A 19886-nucleotide genomic window follows, 5' to 3' on the forward strand; every position below is an offset into this window, starting at 1 on the left:
CACGGCCTCAAGCCTTTACAAATTGATCCTTCGTCTCCGCGCACTCGGGACACACCCACTCGGCGGGAAGCTGCTCAAAGAGCGTACCGGGCGCGATTTCGCCGTCCTCGTCGCCCAACTCCGGCACATACTCGTAGCCGCAGCCGCTGCAGACGTAGCGGTCGCCGATGGGGGCGGGCTTCGGTGGCGTGGGCCGCTTCATCTTTACCATGGGCGGCGCGGGCAGCTTTTCGCCGCTATCCAGCGCGGCAGTGAGCAGGGGCAGGATCTCCTCCACATCGCCCACGATGCCGTAGTCGCAGTTCTTGAAGATAGGCGCGTTACCGTTCTTATTGATGGCCACGATGGTGGAGGCGTCCTTGATGCCCTTAAGGTGCTGGGATGCGCCGGAGATGCCGCAGGCGATGTACAGATTGCCGGTGAACTTCTGACCGGACATACCCACATAGCGGTTCAGCGGCAGATATTTGAGAGTCTCCGCCACAGGGCGGGAAGAACCGATGGCCGCGCCGGCGGCCTTGGCCAGCGACTCTACCAGTTTCATGTTCTTTTTCTCCCCGATGCCCTTGCCCGCGGAGACCACCCGCTCCGCCTGCGGGATGGGCGTATCCATAGGGATGCCCACGGAGAAGTCGTGACCATCCTTCTTCAGCGCCGCCACAAGGTCGGCCACCTGCTGGGCAGCATCCCCCTCCCGGAAGATGGTCTTTTTGCGAATGCCGGTGATGGGCGCGGGTTTCTTGGCCGCCGAACGGCTCTCGCCGCCGGAGCTCTTGCCCAGCCTGCCCAACAGATGAGAGGCGATGACCACCCGCTGGATCTCGTTAGTGCCCTCGTAGAGGGTGGTGATCTTGGCGTCGCGGTAGGCCCGTTCCACCTCCATGCCCTTGAGGTAGCCGCTGCCGCCGTGGATCTGCAAGGCATCGTTGGTGACCTCCAGCGCGATGTCCGAGGCGTACATCTTCGCCATGGCGGACTCCATGCCGTAAGGCGCGTGCTGCTCCTTCAGCTCCGCCGCGGAGTAGATGAGGAACCGGGCGCAGCGCAGCTTGGTTGCCATATCCGCCAGCTTGAAGGCGATGCTCTGCTGGGCCGCGATGGGCTTGCCGAACTGGACGCGCTCCTTGGAATAGCTCAACGCGTGCTCAAACGCGCCCTGGGCGATGCCCAGCGCCTGCGCGGCGATGCCGATGCGTCCGCCGTCCAGCGTGGACATGGCAATCTTGAAGCCCTCGCCCTCCTTGCCCAATAGGTTTTCCTTGGGAACCTTCACGTTGTTGAAGATCAGCTCCGCCGTGGAGGAGGAGCGAATACCCATCTTGTCATAGTGGTCGCCGAACTCAAAGCCCTTCCAGCCCTTCTCCACGATGAAAGCGGAGATGCCCCGGGTGCCGATGTCCGGCGTGGTGACGGCGAAAACCACATAGGTGTCCGCCTTAGGGGCGTTGGTAATGAAGATCTTGCCGCCGTTGAGGAGGTAGTAGTCCCCCTTATCCAGCGCCGTGGTCTCCGTGCCGCCGGCGTCGGATCCGGCGTTGGTCTCCGTAAGGCCGAAGGCACCGATCTTCTCGCCCTTGGCCAGCGGAACCAGATATTTCTTCTTCTGCTCCTCGGTGCCATAGGCGAAAATGGGCCATGAGCCGAGGGAGACGTGGGCGGAGAGGATTACGCCCGTGCCGCCGTCCACACGGGCTAGCTCCTCCACCGCGATGGCGTAGCTCAGAGCATCAAGACCGGCACCACCGTACTCCTTGGGGTAGGGAATGCCCATCCAGCCCAGCTTACCCAGCTTCTTGACAGCCTCCTCGGGAAACTCATTGTTCTGATCCATTAAAAATGCGAGGGGCTTGATCTCCTCCTCCGCAAAACTCCGGATCTTCGCGCGCAGCTCTTCGTGCGCCGACGTGGTTTGAAACAGCATACGGGTACCTCCTTTTAAAATTTTACAGCTCACTTGTATCTTGGGGATCGGATCCGCCGGTCAGCAGCCTGCGCAGGCTCACGGCACGGAACGCCTCGTCCTGCTTTTTCTGCAAGGCCGCCAGCTGACAGTGGATGGCGCACCGCCCATGCTTGTCCTGCCAGTGGCATTCATATCCCGGCTCCATGCAGGCGCACAGGATGCCCCGCTCCCCCACGACCCCCATGAGATCGTAGAGAGAGGTCGCGTCCAGATCGCAGGACAGCGCGCAGCCGCCGAGAGCGCCGCGGCTCACCCGCACCAAATTGCCGGCGGAGAGCTTGCGCAGAATCTGGTAGGCAAACTGATTGGGGATCAATTCAGTTTCCGACATCTCGGCCACCGAATGCTTCTCCCCGTCCATCAGCACCCGCAAAATGCGCAGCGCGTAGTCCGTCTCTTTGGTGATGATCATGCTCCACATCCTCTTTTCGCTTGCTTGTTAATACCATAATATCAATCTTGATAAATTTTGTCAAGATAGTTTCAAAAAAAATATCGCTTTATTACAGACCGCCCCAGACCGGGTCAGCTTCGCTTTCAATTCAGCGAAAAGCCATGTTCCTTACAATTATAGAAGCCGAAAAAGCTGTGCCGTGGCAGTCCGCCAAAAGCAGAAAAGACTATGCCTGAAAACCAGAAAGCGGAGGAATTGATTGGGGCTCGCAGGGGTCGTCCATCCAAGGCGGATAAGGCGGTTCCTGGCAAGTCCAAGGCAAGCACCAAAGTGCGTGCTTTTCATTTTATATCCAGCGCACTATGTTAAGATGTGCAGTAGATGTTCCATTTTTCTGTCCCATTCTCTGCTGGAATCGGCGCACTCTTTCAATTCAGTTTCGACTTCAGCATTTATCGGCAAGTTTTTCTTGTAGCGGATGGTATGCTCAAGGCTTGCCCAGAAGTCCATAGCGATTGTACGGAGTTGTATCTCCACTGGCACATGGATCTCTTTTTCCGCAAAGAATACCGGCAGCCGGATCGTCAGGTGCAGACTGCGATAGCCATTTGGCTTAGGGTGTGAAATATAATCTTTCTCCGTGATGATTTCAATGTCAGACTGATCTTTTAAGCACTTTGCCAAAAAGAACACATCCTCCTCGAAAGAGCAGATCACCCGCACACCGGCAATATCCATGATATTTGCCTGCATGGTCGGAAAATCCAGAGAAAGTCCGCGCTTCTGCATCTTATTCATAATGCTGGACGGCGACTTCAAGCGACTTTTCATACTTTCTATCGGATTGCGATCATGCTGCAATGAAAACTCTTCGTTTAGAATTTCCAACCTGCTTTCCAGTGCTTTCAGCGCACATCGGTATTGCAGCATGACTTCCTGATACCTGCGATTTTCGCTTAAAAGGCGCTGGCACTGCAGATCATCTAAGCCTTTATCTGCCGCAACCGTCAAGCCAAATAAATTCTCACTCATAGTTTCTCCATTCCGCAGGGATAGGCGCTCCGCGCTGTCTGCTGCTCTTGTGTTACGACCTGATAAAAACTGTATCCGCCGGAGAGATGGGAACAGCTGAAACCATACTGCGTCAAAAGCCGACAGGCCAGATAACTGCGAAGCCCAGTCTGGCAATTCACATAGATAGGCTTGTCCCGCTCTAACTCGTCCAAGTGCTCCCGCAGATCGTCCAGTGGAATATTGCGGAATCCATTCAAGTGCCCACGCCGATATTCGCCTTCCGTACGGACGTCCAGCAGCGTCGCACTGCCATCGCAGGGCAAGTCCTCAACATCATTCCAATGGAACTGCTGCACTTTCCAGCTCTCCAAATCCTCGATCATAAAACCGGCCATATTGACCGGATCCTTGGCAGAGGAATAGGGCGGCGCATAGGAAAGGTCAAGTTCCGTCAGTTCCAAGGCTTTCATTTTTGCGCGAATGGCCGTTGCCAGTACATCAATACGCTTGTCCACGCCCTCGCCGCCAACGATCTGCGCACCCAGCAGCCGCAGGCTTTCCTTTTCATACAGTACCTTCATTGCCATAGACTGTGCGCCGGGGTAATAGGCAGCGTGGGATGCCGGGAAAAGTACGACTTTGTCGTAAGCGATTCCTGCTGCCTGCGCTGCCTTTTCATTGATACCCGTGGAGGCCGCTGTCAAGCCAAACAGTTTCAGAACAGACGAACCCTGAGAGCCAGTAAAGTGGCTGTTGCCGCCGCAGATATTGTCAGCGGCAATGCGTCCCTGCTTGTTGGCGGGTCCCGCCAGCGAAATCAACGCTTTCTGCCCGGTTACAAAATGGGTGACCTCTACGGCATCGCCCACAGCATAGATGTCCGGCACGGAGGTTTCCATCCGCTCGTTGACAGCGATGCTGCCCCGGATGCCCAGCTCAAGTCCGGCCTCTTTTGCCAGAAGGGTGTCCGGCGTGACGCCGATGGCCAGCAGCACCATGTCGGAGCGCAGCGGCTCACTTTCCTCCAGCAGCGTCAGCACGGAATCTCCGTCCTGCCGGAATCCGGTGACGGTTTCACCCAACCGCAGAGTCACGCCGTGTCTGCGCATTTCCGCATGGACAAAGCTCGCCATGTCCGCATCCAGTGGTGCTAATAGCTGATTGGGTCGCTGAACGATGGTGACAGAAACACCCATTTCTGTAAGGTTTTCCGCCATTTCCAGACCGATAAAGCCGCCGCCAGCCAAAACAGCGCTTTTCGGCTTCTGATCCTCTACAAAGTGCCTAATGCGGAGGGTATCCTCCACGGTGCGCAGCGTGAAAACACGCTCACTGCTGACGCCGGAAAGCGCAGGAACCGTCGGCTTTGCGCCGGGTGCGAGGAGCAGTTTGTCATAGGTTTCCGTGTAGACCTTTCCACTATCCAATGCATGAACGGTGACGGTTTTCTCTGTGGGATTGATCGCAGTTACTTCCTGCCGTACCCGCACATCAATGCGAAAGCGGTCCCAGAAGCTCTCCGGAGTTTGCAGTGTCAGTTCTTCTTGCTCCTTGATCACACCGCCCACATAATACGGCAGACCGCAGTTGGCATAGGACACATAGCCGCTGCGCTCGATCATGATGATCTGGGCGTGTTCATCCAAACGGCGGATGCGGGCAGCGGCAGAAGCACCGCCCGCCACACCGCCTACGATCACAACTTTCATCTTACGCCCTCCACCATTGCGGCAATCTCCAACTTAGGCCGATAGCCGACCGATTTGGTAATGGCCTTTCCATCCTTGAATACGGCCAGCATCGGGATGCTGGATACCTGAAAACGCATCGCCAGCTCCATCTGCTCGTCCACATTGACCTTGCCCACCTTGAGCGTACCGCTTTTTTCTTCGGCGAGCTCATGCAGTACGGGAGAGAGCATTTTGCACGGTCCGCACCAGTCCGCATAGAAATCCAGCAGGACGGGCTTGTCGGAATGCAGTACCTCATTTTCAAAATTCGCAGCAGTAATTTTCAGTTCAGCCATGAGAAAGGCTCCGTTCTGTTATCTTTGTTTATTCTTTGTTTTTCAGCTTGCAAATACCCTGCGTCATGGTTCCCATCGGACAAAACGCACACCATGTGCGGGGCTTGTAGAGCACCATAACGATCAGACCCAGCAGCAGAGAGGTCAGCATGAGGCTATAAAATCCAAAGCTGAACTGCGCCATCCAATCAGCGACTGTACCGGCTGTATAAGTCCAGCCCCATGGCACACGGAATGTCCAGAACAGCTTAATGGCCTCCCGCAGGGACGTAGCACCAGCAGCGACCAGATAGGTCTGGAACACCATGTTGCCGAACATCGTCAGGAAAAAGAGCAAAAAGGCATAACGGAACCACTTGGAGGACATCCAGCGGGGCGTGGGCTTGCAGCGGGAGCATTTAAGGTCTGTCCCCAACTTGCTGAACAGTTGACCCCGTCCGCAGAGGTGGTTGCAAAAGAATTTGTTCCCGCCAAAGATGGCTAAAAGCAGCGGCAGAAGAAAATCGATCATACCCAGCCACGCGAACAGGATATTGAAAAAGCCCAGTGCAAAATAGATGATGGCATATACCCACAGGTAATCGTACCAATGCTTTGCTTTCATGCGTCAGCCCTCACTTTCACCTCAATGCAGCCGACGGGACAGAGCTTTGCGCACTTGCCGCAGCCTACGCAGCGTTCCGCCTCCACGGCGGCGTAGCAGCCACGGCGCACCTTGACGGCCCCCAGTGGACAGGTATTTTCACACACACCACAGGCGACACACCGCGTCTTATCTATAGCAGCCAGTTTCTTTGACAGCATAGCTTTCCTCCCTTAATCCTACAAGGATTTGTAATAGAGCATACAGTGGCAGCCCCCTCGAAGCGCGGATCTGCAATTGGATTCTTGAACTCCTGGCACATACATTTGGTTGCCTCTGTGCGCTCCCTGCGGCAGGGGCAGTACCCGCCGGTGCGCTTGAGTCCTTTTCTGATGGTGCTGACAATCTCCTGATCGGGATTGAGATTGATTTTCATGTTCGCCAGCTCTTTCTTGATTGTGGCTTTATCATACCGCAGGACAAAGTCCTTTTCTGTGACGAGGTTACATTGATAAAAAAAATCCGGTGCTTTTTGAGCACCGGATTTTAAGAAGGTGAATTACGCTTTCCACAGACTGTGGAGGTTGCAGTAGGCGTAGACCGCCTCGACCTCATCGCCCTCGCAGAGAGCGAAGCAGACTTCCGGCTTTTCGCCGGGATGCAGTTCCTTACGCTGATTGCCCTGCTTGGTCTGGAGAGATACCCATTCGATGTAGTGCTCCGGCAGCATGGGGTGCTCTACGGAGCCGACCTTGACATGGACGATGCCGTTTTCCACCGTCCAGACAGGAACGTGCTTCTCCACGGCGGCGTCGGTGGTGCCGGGAACGATCTCGCTCATCGGCTCGCCGCAGCAGACGACAGGGACGCCTACGTCCTTAACTTTGGCAATGATGTTGCCACAATGCTTGCAAATGTAAAACTTCTGATCCATGATAATTCTCCTTTTCTTTCTTTAATAGTTTTCTGCGTGAATTTCAAAATAGCTCTGGGGATGATTGCAAGCAGGGCAAACCTCCGGAGCTTTCTCACCGATCACAATGTGACCGCAGTTGCGGCACTCCCATACCTTGACCTCACTCTTGGCAAAGACCTCTGCCATCTCCACATTGTGCAACAGGGCACGGTAGCGCTCCTCATGGTGCTTTTCAATGGCGGCTACCAGGCGGAAACGCTGGGCCAGCTCATGAAAGCCTTCCTCATCGGCAGTTTTGGCAAAGCCATCGTACATATCCGTCCACTCGTAGTTCTCACCCTCAGCGGCGGAGAGAAGGTTTTCTGCGGTGTCGCCAATACCGTTCAGTTCTTTGAACCACAGCTTGGCGTGTTCCTTCTCATTATCAGCGGTTTTGAGGAACAGTGCCGCGATCTGCTCAAAACCTTCCTTCTTGGCCTTGGATGCAAAATAGGTGTACTTGTTGCGTGCCTCGGACTCACCGGCAAAGGCAGCCATCAGGTTTTTTTCGGTTTGAGTTCCTGCGTATTTCGTTTCTCTCATGGTGGATACTCCTTCCTGCTTTTCTGCTTTTATTGTAGCAAATCTATGATTTTATTCCGTGACGAAGTCACATTCCTTTTTATTTTAGACGATTTAATCTGTTCTTATCCCGCAGCGTGATTGCACCACGCTTCAGCTCCACCAGTCCGTCCTCCGAGAAGCTTTTGAGCATCCGTGCCACTGCCTCCCGTGCCGAGCTGATGTGCTGGGCGATCTGCTCATGGGTCATACGTATCGTGTCGGAGCCGGTACGTTCCGCTTCGGCAAAGAGAAATTCTGCCAGCCGCTGATCCAGCCCCTTGAACATGATCTGCTGCATCGCCCACATCACATCAGAAAACCGTTTCGTTGCCAGTTCATAGAGAAAACAGCGGACATGGAGATTTTTCTCCTTGAGTGCAGCAATGACATTTGCAGGGATAATCAGAACGTCCGTATCCATTCCGGCAGTCATTTGCGTATCAAAGGTGATCTGACTGATCACGCAGGAGGCGGAAAGCACGCATAGTTCGCCCGGATACAGGCGGAACAGCGTTACCTCCCGCCCCTCATCAGAGAGAAGATAGGTGCGGATCTCGCCGGAAAGAATAAACAGCATTCCGAGACATTCATTGTCGCTGCTGTGAACGAACGCACCCTTTTTATAATGACGGACAAAGGCACTTCGGCGTAGTGTGTCCATTTCGCGTTCGGTCAAGGATGACCAGAACGGAAGTTGTGTCAGTGTGCGTTCCATATCAATGGCAGCTATGCTTGCCGCAGCCGTGGTCACCGCAGGAGTGACCAGCCTCGCCGTGCTCATGGTCATGGTGGTCACAGTGAACATTGGGATCGTAGCCCAGATTTCCGTTGAGCAATGCGCTCACCGCCGCGTCAGCGTCCCCGCTGACACCGCCGTAGAGCTTGATGCCCGCTTCGGCGAGTGCTGCCTGCGCACCGCCGCCGATGCCTCCGCAAACCAAAGTGTCCACACCGTGCTGCATTAGGAAGCCTGCCAGTGCGCCGTGACCACTGCCGTTGGTGTCAACGACTTTCGCATGAGTGATTTTGCCGTCCACAGCTTCATAAAGCTTGAACTGCTCGGTGTGACCGAAGTGCTGAAAGATTTGACCGTTTTCATAGGCAACTGCAATTTTCATAATGGAATCTCCTTTGCAAGTTTTGCCTGATTTTTTCATGTTGGCTCTCTGCATCCGGCAGCAACGGCCGCAGTGAGCTGCCTCCTGTCCTCCGCAGATGCGGTAGTTTCCCCCGGTGATGTGCAGCGGTTTCCCGTGGACAAGATACGCTGCGATCTTGCTCCGTGCGCTTTCGTAAATCTCCTGCGCGGTAGAGCGGGAAATGTCCATTTGAGCGGCACACTGCTCGTGGGTTTGCTGCTCCAAGTCAACCAGCCGAATGACCTCGTATTCGTCCAGCGTCAGCAGGATCGGCTCGGTATTCTCGCACCCGTTGGGACAGAATGTATCGACCTGTGGTACGCCACAAATTTGACGGCACCGTGGCGGTCTTGGCATGGGAGCTTTCCTCCCTTTGTATTCGGTATATTCCGATTGTAGCACTTTGAGCAGAAAAAAGCAATTTTTTTCAAAAGCTGCTACATTTTCCGTCCTCATATGTGTGCCGGCTGATATTCGGAGTCGAATGCTACATGTGAGCCTTGTTCGTAATGCCCACCGATCATGACCGTAGCGGCAGTCACAGCATCCACATGAAAGCGTTCCCGGTAATGCTTGCATTTTCGTAAAAAAACGTTATAATTGAATCAGTTAAATCAAAGGAGGCATCAAATCATGAAATCACATAAATACTGGGCCTTAGGCGCACTTTTCTGTATGTTGGGATGCATTTATTCTGGAATCAAAAAATCTATGACTGCGCATAAATACTTTGCCTATTCTTCATTGATTTGTATGGGCATGTCCATTTATTCCGGTCACAAACTGGTTTCTCCAAAGAAGAAAAAAATCACTAAATCAAATAATAGTGAGAATAGTTAAACAAAAAAAATTCCTTTCTTTATCTTTATTCTCCTTGCCCTGCGGGACTAGTATGATTTTGAATACGGAACCGATAAAGAGGTTGACGGTGTGCTGTCATCAACGACAAGTGCAAGGCTCTGGCGCAAAAGGTCAAAGAGATTATCGACACCAAATCTTCGTTTGCTGACTGGCTGAACAATCAGAACGTCCGCAATCAGTTGAAGCTGGAGATCAAGATCTGCCTTGTAAAAAACGGCTATCCTCCACAGTACAGCCCCGAAGTTTTCAAAAAGGTCATGGAGCAGGTCGAGAACTTTGAGGAGAACAATTAAATCATCCATAAAGAAAAAAATACAGCTATATTCAGGCTTCACACTGAAATATAGCTGTATTTTTTTTGCATCGCTAACAATTGTTGTGCTTTCTCTTGAAAACAGCGTAAAGATTTATTATAATAAGATAAATAGTTGTGGACTTTGCAAAGGAGCTGTGAAGAATGAATCGAAACGGCCGTCGCAAAACGGAAAAGGTCTATGTGAAAGTGACTTCTGATTTTGATGCAACAGGTTATATGCAGCCCCGACAAATTACATGGGGTGATGGGCGAACTTATCCCATCGAACAGGTACGAGATTTTCGCCCTGCAAATACCATTGCCGATCTACCCGGCGATTGCTATACTGTAATGGTAAAAGGTCAAGAAAAGCATTTGTTCTTTGAACGCAGCGACCCACGATTTCCATCCCGGTTTGGAAGATGGTTCGTGGAGGTGGAATCCAAATAACACAAAGGAGGGCTGAATCATGGCAACGCAGTACACCTATCTGGCAATCGACCTGAAAAGTTTCTATGCCTCGGTGGAGTGCGTAGACCGTCATCTCGACCCCCTGACCACCAATCTGGTGGTGGCAGACGCCTCCCGCACCGAAAAGACCATCTGCCTTGCGGTATCGCCCTCCCTGAAAGCCTACAAGATACCCGGCAGAGCGCGGCTGTTTGAAGCCGTCCAGCGTGTCCGGGAGGTCAATGCCCAGCGGCTGCAGACCGCCATCCGGCAGAAAAAGGCAGTCCGGGGAGAGGACGGCAAATATCACTTTGCCAGCACCTCTTTCGATGCCAACGCCCTGAACGCAGACCCTGCACTGGGGTTGAGTTACATTGTTGCACCGCCCCGGATGCAGCGGTATCTGGATGTGTCCACCCAGATCTACAAGGCCTACCTCAAATATGTGTCCCCGGCAGACATTTACCCCTACTCCATCGACGAGGTTTTCATTGATGTGACGGGCTATCTGCCTTATTATCACATGAGCGCCCATGAACTTGCCATGACCATGGTGCGGGAGGTGCTGTACAACACCGGCATCACCGCAACGGCAGGCATCGGCACTAACCTCTACCTTGCAAAGCTGGCCATGGACATTGTGGCAAAGCACATCCCGGCAGACAAAGATGGTGTCCGCATTGCGGAACTGGATGAGCAGTCCTATCGGTATCTGCTGTGGAACCACAGACCCCTGACGGATTTCTGGATGACCGGTCCCGGAACCGTCAAGCGGCTGGAAGCTCATGGCATCTACACCATGGGGGACTTGGCACGGTTCTCCATCCATGGAGAAGATCGTCTGTATGAGATTTTCGGCGTGGATGCAGAAATTCTCATCGACCACGCATGGGGCTACGAACCCTGCGGCATGGAGCAGATCAAAAGCTACAAGCCCAGCACCAACAGCATCAGCGAGGGGCAGGTGCTATCCACTCCTTACCCGTATGATAAAGCAAAACTCATTGTCCGGGAGATGGCGGAGATTCTGATGTTCTGGCTCACGGAAAAGAAGCTGGTGGCGGAATCCATCACCTTGGAGGTGGGCTACGACCGTGAGAACGTGGACAAGGGCGGCTACCGTGGTCTGACCCAGACCGACCGCTACGGCAGAATCATCCCCAAAGCGGCACACGGCACCGTCCGGTTCGACGCTCCTACCAATCTAGGCAGCACCATCATCAACGAAAGCGCAAAGCTGTTTGAGCGCATTACTAACCCTGCGCTGACGGTGCGGCGCATCACCCTCAACGCCAACAAGGTCACCCCGGACGAGGGCATCTATCAGGTGGACTTTTTCACGGACACAAAGAAGCTGGAAAAGGAGAAAAAACTCCAGCAAGCCATGTTGGGCATCAAGAACAAGTACGGCAAAAACGCCGTACTGAAAGCCAGCAGCTACGAGGAAGGTGCCACCATGCGCCAGCGCAACGCGCAGATCGGCGGGCACAGCGCGGGAGGTTCGGATGGAAAACTACAAAAATAGCAAGATCGGACAAGAGACTGCCCAAAAGTATGGGGACATCATAGAGATGGAACGCCCCCAGACCGAAGAATCCCTTCGCAAGCATCCCCGCATGACCTTGCAGAACCGGGCAAAGATTTTCTCTCCCTTTGCAGCCTTGCGTGGTTATGATGAGCAGCTTGCCGCAGAAAAGCAGCGCACCGAGCGGGTGACCAAGCGCATTTTGACCGAGGAAGAAATGTCGGCTCTGTCCGATCGGCTGATGCAGGTCACCAAGGGCATGACCATCACAGTGAGGTATTTCAAAGAGGATACCACCCACCCGGAGATTCCCGCAGTGGGCAACTACATCACCCTGACTGGCAAGGTAGACCGCATCGACCCGGTGTTCCGCACCTTGCAGGTGGGAGACACCGTGGTGCCCTTTGAGGATTTGGTTGAGATCAGTGGGGAAAGCATCATGGAGATTGACCAATATCTCGGCATTACAGAGGATTAAGCACAAAAAAGGCCACCAGTCGAAAAAACGGCTGGTGGTCTTGCTTACTTATGATGTATCGTCTGTAACTGCTTGACTTTATTTCCGACTTTTTTGCATTCCAGTGAGAACACCATGTCTGGAGTGCGTTCAAAGAATCCTATATCACGCCGCCAGCTTATGCCGCATTTGCAATGGAACAGGCCAATGAACTGCTGCTTCATTTTACGTCCGCAGTTCGGACAGCTTCGCTTGCTGGCTCTCATAAAAGTTTACTGGAGCTTGGCAACAATTTCATCGGCGGACATACCGCTGGCAAGCAGCTTTTTCAATACGGATTCTGCTTCAGCCTTTTTGGATTCTTCTGCGGCCTTTTTTTCGGCAGCAACCTTTTTTGCCTCTGCGTTAGAAAGTTCCTTTGCTGCAACCTTCAAAGCGGATTTTTTGCTTTTCATCTGTTCTTTCAGTACGCTGATGTTATCAGACAGTGCGGCGATCTCGGTTTCAATTTGTTCCTTGGCTGCAGTCTTTTCAGCAACAATAGCCGCATAGTCAATATTTGCTTTCTTAGTACGCACTGCATTCTTGCTTCCTTTTGGTCTAGCCATAATAGTCCCTCCATTTAGTATTGGAATTTAGCTATAAGTATATTCTTTCTGCCTCGAAATGGCAATACTCTTTCACTTCTTAAACGCTATATGTGGACGGTGAGTCAATGCTATCGCCGCTCCTAAACTTCGTACTTTTTATACGGAGAAAAAGATTATAATTTTCTGCGTAGTACGGTATAATAGGCGAAAAGTTTACTGTACGAAAGTGAGGAGTGGCGGTGGACAACATTCTGAATACCATAACCGCCTACCGTGAAGAGCGTAAATGGTCGCTTTACGATTTAGCAGTTCATGCAGAGATGAAATCGACCACCATTTCCACATGGTATAATGAAGATACGATCCCATCCATTCCTTCGCTGGTAAAAATCTGCGATGCCTTTCAGATCACACTTTCCGAGTTTTTTGCAAAGGCAGAGGGAAGTAAGTCTACTCCGGTGGTGCTTACGCCCCAGCAGATGCAGGTTATTGATCGCTGGTCGGTGTTGCGCCCTGACCAGCAGGAAGCTTTTTTGAATTTGCTGAATACAATTCCCTGATTTTACATGGATAGCAATAGAGTTTCGGCTCTTTTACTATTATGAAGGATGTTCTGTACGTCTTTCATACTCCGCCCGCCTTGCCATTATCGACAAAGAAAGGACGAAGAATCATGAAAAAGAAATTGATCGAGTACAAATCTAGTCCCGGCGGTCAAGTATGCCGCCGCCGAATGTCTGCTTGTTCTCCGGCCCTGTGGTGTGGCGATTGGCTGCGCTACTCTGTGGTCGGAGGGCCGGCTTATGTACTTTGATTCTTACGCCGCCGGCAAACGTATCCAGTACCTGCGCAAGGTCAATGGAATGACGCAGGAAGAGTTGGCAATCAAACTGAATATCAGTGACCGCCACCTCCGTCGAATTGAACGAGGGGAAGAAGCACCGTCGATTGATCTTTTTGCTGAGCTCAAGGAGACTTTTCGTACCACGCTGGACTACTTGATTGTTGGACAGTCCCCCTCTGAGGAAGAAGAACTGTTAAGGAAGAAAATCTGTACAAAATTGCATCGTATCGCGCGTAGCTTAGATGCTGTTGCGGACGATTTATAATTACAATGACTGCCCTTCTGGATAGTCGGCTCAAATGAGCTGCTATCTGGAAGGGCTTTTTTCTTTGAAAAAAACAAAATCGCATTTTTGAAAATTGCAAAGCAAAACGAGACGTAAATACGCATGGTTTTGCACGAAACCGGACGTGATAGGTCCGGTTTTAGAGTGGAAAAGCGGACCTATTACGTCCTAAAAAAGCATTCAGCTTTCAGGTACACTATGGTCACAGCAAGGGCAACACCCCAGGCGGGGAGAAGCCCGGAGCTGTAAAGCGTACCTTGAAAACTGAATATCATTCCCTCGGACAAAATAATGAAACTTCCGTAACTCGCGGCCCGGTCATAACGAAGACGGGGTGGCTGAAGAAGCCAATGTGGAGTGTGGGTGCAAGTCCCCACTTACCGAGGTGCATTCCAAATCCAACGGGGGTCGAGGACAAATAGGTTGGAAAACTTAAAGCAAAACTTCAAAGCCCACCACCGGGATTCTTTTGAATCAAGGCGGTGGGCTTTTTACATACCGAATATTCACACCAACGATACGGAGGTAATGATTATGAGCCGTAATTTTTCTCGCAAGCCAGATGAATCGACCCTGACCACCCTCTGCCCCCGCTGCCTGAATGCATTCCGCAATGCGCGCGGTATCCGCGTCCGCCGTGCAGACCCCTATCAGCTCACCAGAGAACCTTGCACCTACTGCCAGACCAATTTTGGCTATGACTATTACATTCAGCCTACCAGCCCTAAAGCCACTTATTTTAAGAAAGGACGGTTCGATGATGAAATTGACTGCGCTTAAAGTTGACCCGGAGTTTCAGGGCAAGATTCCACCACTCACTTTTGAGGAGCTGGAACAACTTGAGAAAAACATCGTCAATGATGGCAAGGTTATCAATCCTATCATCGTCTGGAATAGGCTGATTGTTGACGGTCATAACCGATACGCTATTCTCCAGAAGCATCCTGACATTCCGTATACCGTCCATGAGAAGGAATTTGCAGATCGCTTTGAAGTAATCATCTGGATTTGTAAAAACCAGCTTGGGCGGCGCAACCTCTCGCCGGAACAGAAAAATTATCTATTAGGAAAGCAGTATGAAGCCGAAAAAGTCGCCCATGGCGGTGATCGCAAAAGTGCAGATGCAAAATCAAGTTATCATAATGATAACTTGATCAGCGGAGAAAAAACATGTGATCGAATTGCAAAAGAAAATGGGGTCAACAGAATTACGGTCATTCGTGCTGAAAAGTTTGCAAACTGCGTAGACGAAGCGGAGAAAATCTCACCCGGAAGCCGTCAGAAAATTCTGTCAGGTACAGTAAAAGGCACGGCCAAAGACATTATGTCGCTTGCCCGAACCCCTCCTGAAGAACGCTCTGCACTTGTCGAGAAAATCTGTATGCCAAAGGAACCAAAGAAGTTCACCAATAAATCTTCATCCACAACAAAAAAGAAAAAAGTGAAAAAGAAACAGCCCGATGCTGTGGAAGGACTATCATGCAGTGTAGAAACGATACCTGCTGTCATAGCGGAGCCGCCTAAACCTCAAAAAGCATTGACCGAACTGCAAACCATCCGTGTCTTGTCCAATAAGATGGAATCCGTTGAGCAGGTGGCCGATGCAGAAGGAATGCTCAGTGAGGTGGAATCGGCAGCGGATGCAATGATCTATCGTCTGGACGTCTGCTTTGAACATTATCCAGAGTTCCTTAAAAATCCGAACATTCGTCAAAAGGTCGTTGAACTTTTGCAGAAAGCAAAAGAGTATATCGTTAAACTGGAAGGAGAATTTGCCTATGATTAAACTCGTTCATCACGAAATGGTCATCAACAGTAAGTTTCTGGAAGTTCCTCGTAGCTACTACCAGCGGCATCTCAACGCCAGCCGCGTCAAGCGCATCGCTGCTGAATTTGACGAGCGCATTGCCAACGCACCCAAGGTCAGTTATCGTGACGGTCACTACTATGTCTTTGATGGTCAGCACACCATCGCTGCCCGCAAGCTGCTGAACAACAATTCTGATCTCAACATCGTCTGCAAGGTGTACTCTGGCTTGACCGAACAGGAAGAAGCCCTGCTGTTTGCACAGCAGACGGGTATCTCGGCACCGCTTACGGCAGGTGCAAAGCTGCGCGCCAAAATTCATGGCGGCGACCCGGAAGCCATCGCATTTCAGAGTGCTACCCAGCGTGCTGGATTTGGCCTGAGCTTCAATCAGAGCCATGCAAAATGGAAAATCGCTTGCATCGCTACGGCCTTTGGTGAGTATCGGCAGCATGGCGAACGCATTTATACGGAGGCTCTCCGTGTTCTGGCCGAAGCATGGGAAGGCGACATTGATTCGCTTCGATCCGAGGTACTGCAAGGCGTTGTCCGTTTCATCGCTCTGTACGATCACGAATACGACCCGGTGCGGTTAATTCGTCAGCTCAAGCGTACAAGCCCCGTGACAATCTATCGCAGCGGTCAGGCCATGAGCGGACCGAACTATCAAAAGTATATGCATCAGATACTGAAAGCCTACAACGGCTCCAGCCGTACCAAGAGCCTTCCCATTAAACAGTAAAACGCTTCATGCTCATGGCAGTTTTCCTTTCTCACTGCAAAGACCGTCCGGGAGAACGGTCTTTGCCTACATAGCGAAAAGGGGGTTGACCGCTATCGTTTATGTGACTAAGAATTTTGGCTTTCGACGTGGCGAGATTTATTTTGCTGACCTTGATCCACATTACGGCTCAGAGCAAGGTGGAAAGCGTCCTGTCATCATTATTCAAAATGATGTTGGAAACAAGTTCGCTCCGACTGTAATTGTAGCTGCTGTGACCTCACGTATTTCCAAAAAGCCTAATCAGCCAACGCACGTTCTTATTGACAAAAACCCCGCTTTCAGCCGACCATCTGTCGTGCTGTTGGAACAGATTTTCACGATAGATAAAGAACGTATCAACAATTTCATGGGGCTGACAAGCGAATGGGAAATGAAGCAAATTGAGGAAGCTCTTCTGAAAAGTCTTGGAATAAACAAATAGGATAGCCGCTTTCGATAAGTACGAATTGGAGATGAAAAGAACAGAAACTGAAAAGAGGTAGATATATGGCATTTGCACGAACCGAAGTCAGAGAGCTGGAGCCTATGGTAAAGGCTGGCAAGAAAAAATTCGTCCGCTATCAAGAAGGTGCCGAGCTGTACTCAATGGGACTGCATACATTTGAGGAACTTGCTAAAGAAGCCGGTGCGATTTACAAAATCCGGCGCGTTGTCCTTGTGAATCTGGAAATCTTTGAAGAATATTTGGATACCTTTAGAATGTGAAACAGCATACTCCGTTCTTCGGAGTATTACATATTGGAGAACCACTCAATAAAATTACTTTTGCGGCATCGTTGCAGGACAGGAGCAACTTGTGTATCCTTAGAGCAGGACGGACGTAACGTACTACATAGACCGTCATCAGGATATGACTGTTCTCCTTAAATCGAATTTTACGAGGTGAGAAGAATGGCAACAAGAAAAGATTCTCGTGGTTACTCCCTGAAGAAGGGTGAATCGCAGCGAAAGGATGGCCGTTATGTGTTCCGCTACACTACGCTCCGTGGCGAACACAGATCGGTCTATGCAAAGGAGTTGAGCGAACTTAGAAAAAAGGAAGTAAAAATCCGCAGAGCAATCGAGGATGGCCTTGACCCTGATCGTGCCGAGCGTATCACGCTGAACGAACTGTTTGACGAATACATTTCTCAAAAGTATGATCTGAAGCAGTCCACCATGACAAACTATAAATATATGTATAACCATTATGTTCGGGATGGTTTTGGAAAACTTCGTATCAGCAAAATCAAGTACAGCGATATTAAGAAATTCTATTACTCACTGATTTTAGAAAAAGGATTCAAGCCCAACAGTATGGAAATCGTACATACACTTTTGCATCCAACCTTTACAATGGCTGTCCGCGATGGACTGCTGCGCTTGAATCCCACGGAGGGCGTTATGGCTGAAATTAAGAAGAGCCACTGCTGGGAAAAGACAAAGCGTCATGCTCTGACTGTTGCCGAACAGCGTGCGTTTACCAATTACATCGCCAATAGCGAAGAGTATCGCGGATGGTTCCCGTTGTTTACCGTAATGCTTGGTACTGGCTGTCGCATTGGCGAGGTGTTAGGTCTGCGGTGGCAGGATGTTGATTTCAAGAACCGCACGATCAGCATCAACCACAATCTTGTTTATCGTGTGCAGGAAGATGGCACTTGCACCAACCATGTAAACTCGCCCAAAACGAAAGCTGGCATCCGCATTATTCCAATGATTGATGAAGTGTTCGATGCCTTTCTGGAAGAATACCAGTATCAAAAGGTCATTGGTTTCTGCACCGATGAAATTGATGGGTACTCCGGCTTTGTTTTCTGCACTGGCGATGGAAAGGTTTATCTCCCCAATGCCATCAACCGCACTATCCGCTCGATTTGTGCAGACTATAATAAGGAAGAAGAATCCAAGGCGAAGGAAGAAAATCGTGACCCGGTTCTTCTGCCAAAGTTTAGCTGCCATATCCTGCGGCACACATTCTGCACTCGCTTCTGCGAGAACGAAACCAACCTGAAGGTCATTCAGGAAATCATGGGTCATGCGGATATTTCCACCACAATGGATGTATACGCAGAAGCAACCCAAGAGAAAAAGAAAGAATCCATGACCTCTCTGCAAAGCGCATTGCTTGTGCGGTAAGGCATAGATTCAAAATAACAGAAATGTTCCTCTCTGCTGGACAAAGAAGCACATCTCGTTTATAATGGATTAACAGAGAACAACAGCGGTTATCGCGGTTTCCGTCAGGCTCCGTCAAAAAAGGGCTGTGACCAAAACTGTACACAACTTTCGTGGACGCTGTTGGAGCTTGTTGGAGGGTTCATTGAAAAGAGGGTTTACTTCGTGGACGTTGTTGGAGTCTGACGGACGATAACAGAGCCAGTTCTTGCCACATCCCCACGATGAAGCCGATTGAGCAGTAAATTCCGCGTTTGCGCAGAAATGAAAGCCCCAGTGGGGCTTTTAAGCGGCCGAGCGGTCTTGCGCCAGCAAGATGGAGGGGCCTTGCCTCGACAAGCTCCAATTTAAACGAAACAAAGCCTGAAACTTCTTGATGTACCGAGAAGTTTCAGGCTTTTTCTTTTGATGAATTTCCAGTAAAAACTACACCATACGCCAATTTTACGCCAAACGATGTATGATTTTGTGCAGAGCAAAAAGAGCGTTGTTCGCGTTTGCGCAGCGAAGCGGAGCAATGAAAGCCCCAGTGGGGCTTTTAAGCGACCGAACGGTCTTGCGTAAGCAAGATGGAGGGACCCGCCCCGACAAGTTCGCGTTTGCGCAGCGAAGCGGAGCAATGAAAGCCCCAGTGGGGCTTTTAAGCGACCGAATGGTCTTGCGTAAGCAAGATGGAGGGGCCCCGCCCCGACAAGTTCGCGTTTGGTGTAAGAATCGGGCGTGTGGTGGATGGTGTAGACCTGCAAAGGGCTACATCAAAAAGTGGGTTCATGAATCTGCAAACGGACAGCCGGAACTTTCCACCGCAAAAGAAGCATATGTGAAAAACATGGAGGCTTTCTTATGAACAACCTGCTTTCCTGCCGCTACAACATGGACACCAACCGGGTGGAAGCCCGGTTCGAGGATGGCACTACCCTTGCCATCGACTGCATCGCCGTGGAGGACGAGTACGGCAACACCCCGGCACAGCGGGCAGAACTGGACTGGCTGCTCTACAACAAGCCCTTGGAGTATGCCCAGCTTGTGCTGGGTGGGAAGATTGGACATTATCTCTCGCTTGGTTGCGACCATGGAAGAATGGAAGATTGATTGACAAGGTTACATAACAGTTAACACAGCTTGCATTTGCCCTGCAATTTTTCAGAATGGAACACCCCAAGGGCATCCGGTCTATATCCGGCAGATTTTT

At 51.1% G+C, this 19886-nt stretch carries 26 protein-coding genes; 14 read left to right on the forward strand and 12 right to left on the reverse strand.

Annotated elements, in window-relative coordinates:
* Nucleotides 1-7 precede the first annotated feature (7 nt).
* The 11 genes from P0G09_RS07575 to P0G09_RS07625 form a co-directional block, all read right to left on the reverse strand.
* A complete protein-coding gene (locus tag P0G09_RS07575; RefSeq protein ID WP_005946387.1) occupies nt 8-1921 on the reverse strand; it encodes an acyl-CoA dehydrogenase family protein in 1914 nt (637 codons plus the stop codon).
* A 22-nt stretch (nt 1922-1943) separates the two neighbouring features.
* Nucleotides 1944-2375 carry an Rrf2 family transcriptional regulator gene (locus P0G09_RS07580; protein WP_156059769.1) on the reverse strand — a complete coding sequence of 144 codons (432 nt, stop codon included), beginning with the start codon at nt 2373-2375 and terminating at the stop codon, nt 1944-1946.
* 342 nt (nt 2376-2717) lie between these two features.
* Entirely contained in the window at nt 2718-3389 is a 672-nt protein-coding gene (locus P0G09_RS07585) for a GTP pyrophosphokinase family protein (RefSeq protein WP_097782393.1), read from the reverse strand.
* Nucleotides 3386-5080, reverse strand: a complete 1695-nt coding sequence (locus P0G09_RS07590) for an FAD-dependent oxidoreductase (RefSeq protein ID WP_275252347.1) — start codon at nt 5078-5080, stop codon at nt 3386-3388. The genes P0G09_RS07585 and P0G09_RS07590 overlap by 4 nt, the downstream gene beginning before the upstream one ends.
* Nucleotides 5077-5397 carry a thioredoxin gene (gene trxA / locus P0G09_RS07595; RefSeq protein WP_275252348.1) on the reverse strand — a complete coding sequence of 107 codons (321 nt, stop codon included), beginning with the start codon at nt 5395-5397 and terminating at the stop codon, nt 5077-5079. The genes P0G09_RS07590 and trxA overlap by 4 nt, the downstream gene beginning before the upstream one ends.
* 28 nt (nt 5398-5425) lie before the next feature.
* Nucleotides 5426-6001, reverse strand: a complete 576-nt coding sequence (locus P0G09_RS07600) for a 4Fe-4S binding protein (protein WP_097771464.1) — start codon at nt 5999-6001, stop codon at nt 5426-5428.
* Entirely contained in the window at nt 5998-6201 is a 204-nt protein-coding gene (locus P0G09_RS07605) for a 4Fe-4S binding protein (RefSeq protein WP_005946404.1), read from the reverse strand. Before P0G09_RS07605 ends, P0G09_RS07600 begins: the two co-directional genes overlap by 4 nt.
* A gap of 338 nt (nt 6202-6539) precedes the next feature.
* Complete coding sequence (locus P0G09_RS07610; RefSeq protein WP_128117814.1) at nt 6540-6914, reverse strand: desulfoferrodoxin family protein; 375 nt, start codon at nt 6912-6914, stop codon at nt 6540-6542.
* Nucleotides 6915-6935: 21 nt separating this feature from the next.
* On the reverse strand, nt 6936-7478 hold the full coding sequence (gene rbr / locus P0G09_RS07615; protein ID WP_112146309.1) for a rubrerythrin: 543 nt from the start codon (nt 7476-7478) through the stop codon (nt 6936-6938).
* Nucleotides 7479-7557: 79 nt separating this feature from the next.
* Nucleotides 7558-8304: a Crp/Fnr family transcriptional regulator gene (locus tag P0G09_RS07620; protein WP_275252350.1), complete on the reverse strand. Its 747-nt coding sequence runs from the start codon at nt 8302-8304 to the stop codon at nt 7558-7560.
* A complete protein-coding gene (locus P0G09_RS07625) occupies nt 8216-8995 on the reverse strand; it encodes a DUF134 domain-containing protein (protein WP_275252352.1) in 780 nt (259 codons plus the stop codon). Before P0G09_RS07625 ends, P0G09_RS07620 begins: the two co-directional genes overlap by 89 nt.
* Nucleotides 8996-9271: 276 nt before the next feature.
* On the opposite strand from P0G09_RS07625, the gene P0G09_RS07630 reads away from it, so the two are divergent.
* The 5 genes from P0G09_RS07630 to P0G09_RS07650 all read left to right on the forward strand — a co-directional run bounded on the left by P0G09_RS07630 (nt 9272) and on the right by P0G09_RS07650 (nt 12247).
* On the forward strand, nt 9272-9478 hold the full coding sequence (locus P0G09_RS07630) for a DUF6219 family protein (protein ID WP_097839462.1): 207 nt from the start codon (nt 9272-9274) through the stop codon (nt 9476-9478).
* Between the two features lie 143 nt (nt 9479-9621).
* The gene (locus P0G09_RS07635) at nt 9622-9792 is read left to right on the forward strand and encodes a type I restriction enzyme endonuclease domain-containing protein (protein ID WP_242965721.1); all 171 of its coding nucleotides are present in this window, start codon (nt 9622-9624) and stop codon (nt 9790-9792) included.
* Nucleotides 9793-9956: 164 nt separating this feature from the next.
* Entirely contained in the window at nt 9957-10244 is a 288-nt protein-coding gene (locus P0G09_RS07640) for a hypothetical protein (protein ID WP_275252354.1), read from the forward strand.
* Nucleotides 10245-10263: 19 nt separating this feature from the next.
* Nucleotides 10264-11769: a DNA methylase gene (locus P0G09_RS07645; protein ID WP_275252355.1), complete on the forward strand. Its 1506-nt coding sequence runs from the start codon at nt 10264-10266 to the stop codon at nt 11767-11769.
* On the forward strand, nt 11750-12247 hold the full coding sequence (locus P0G09_RS07650; protein ID WP_275252356.1) for a hypothetical protein: 498 nt from the start codon (nt 11750-11752) through the stop codon (nt 12245-12247). Before P0G09_RS07645 ends, P0G09_RS07650 begins: the two co-directional genes overlap by 20 nt.
* A gap of 251 nt (nt 12248-12498) precedes the next feature.
* Here P0G09_RS07650 and P0G09_RS07655 read toward each other — a convergent pair whose 3' ends face one another.
* Entirely contained in the window at nt 12499-12834 is a 336-nt protein-coding gene (locus P0G09_RS07655) for a hypothetical protein (RefSeq protein WP_275252357.1), read from the reverse strand.
* A gap of 221 nt (nt 12835-13055) precedes the next feature.
* On the opposite strand from P0G09_RS07655, the gene P0G09_RS07660 reads away from it, so the two are divergent.
* The 9 genes from P0G09_RS07660 to P0G09_RS07700 all read left to right on the forward strand — a co-directional run bounded on the left by P0G09_RS07660 (nt 13056) and on the right by P0G09_RS07700 (nt 19786).
* Entirely contained in the window at nt 13056-13376 is a 321-nt protein-coding gene (locus P0G09_RS07660; RefSeq protein ID WP_097839467.1) for a helix-turn-helix transcriptional regulator, read from the forward strand.
* Nucleotides 13377-13619: 243 nt separating this feature from the next.
* Entirely contained in the window at nt 13620-13925 is a 306-nt protein-coding gene (locus P0G09_RS07665) for a helix-turn-helix transcriptional regulator (protein ID WP_097839468.1), read from the forward strand.
* A 555-nt stretch (nt 13926-14480) separates the two neighbouring features.
* A complete protein-coding gene (locus P0G09_RS07670; RefSeq protein WP_117949741.1) occupies nt 14481-14726 on the forward strand; it encodes a hypothetical protein in 246 nt (81 codons plus the stop codon).
* Complete coding sequence (locus P0G09_RS07675) at nt 14704-15732, forward strand: hypothetical protein (RefSeq protein ID WP_275252358.1); 1029 nt, start codon at nt 14704-14706, stop codon at nt 15730-15732. The genes P0G09_RS07670 and P0G09_RS07675 overlap by 23 nt, the downstream gene beginning before the upstream one ends.
* On the forward strand, nt 15725-16495 hold the full coding sequence (locus tag P0G09_RS07680; RefSeq protein ID WP_055190039.1) for a DUF6551 family protein: 771 nt from the start codon (nt 15725-15727) through the stop codon (nt 16493-16495). Before P0G09_RS07675 ends, P0G09_RS07680 begins: the two co-directional genes overlap by 8 nt.
* Nucleotides 16496-16598: 103 nt before the next feature.
* Nucleotides 16599-16958 carry a type II toxin-antitoxin system PemK/MazF family toxin gene (locus P0G09_RS07685; protein WP_055190238.1) on the forward strand — a complete coding sequence of 120 codons (360 nt, stop codon included), beginning with the start codon at nt 16599-16601 and terminating at the stop codon, nt 16956-16958.
* A gap of 65 nt (nt 16959-17023) precedes the next feature.
* On the forward strand, nt 17024-17242 hold the full coding sequence (locus P0G09_RS07690) for a DUF6462 family protein (RefSeq protein WP_117949737.1): 219 nt from the start codon (nt 17024-17026) through the stop codon (nt 17240-17242).
* A 186-nt stretch (nt 17243-17428) separates the two neighbouring features.
* Nucleotides 17429-18655 (forward strand): tyrosine-type recombinase/integrase, encoded by a 1227-nt coding sequence (locus P0G09_RS07695; protein WP_217211426.1) that lies wholly within the window; start codon nt 17429-17431, stop codon nt 18653-18655.
* An 882-nt stretch (nt 18656-19537) separates the two neighbouring features.
* The gene (locus P0G09_RS07700; protein WP_275252359.1) at nt 19538-19786 is read left to right on the forward strand and encodes a DUF6061 family protein; all 249 of its coding nucleotides are present in this window, start codon (nt 19538-19540) and stop codon (nt 19784-19786) included.
* Nucleotides 19787-19886 lie beyond the last annotated feature (100 nt).

This window comes from Faecalibacterium sp. DFI.5.82 (assembly GCF_029076575.1).
GTDB lineage: Bacteria > Bacillota > Clostridia > Oscillospirales > Ruminococcaceae > Faecalibacterium > Faecalibacterium duncaniae.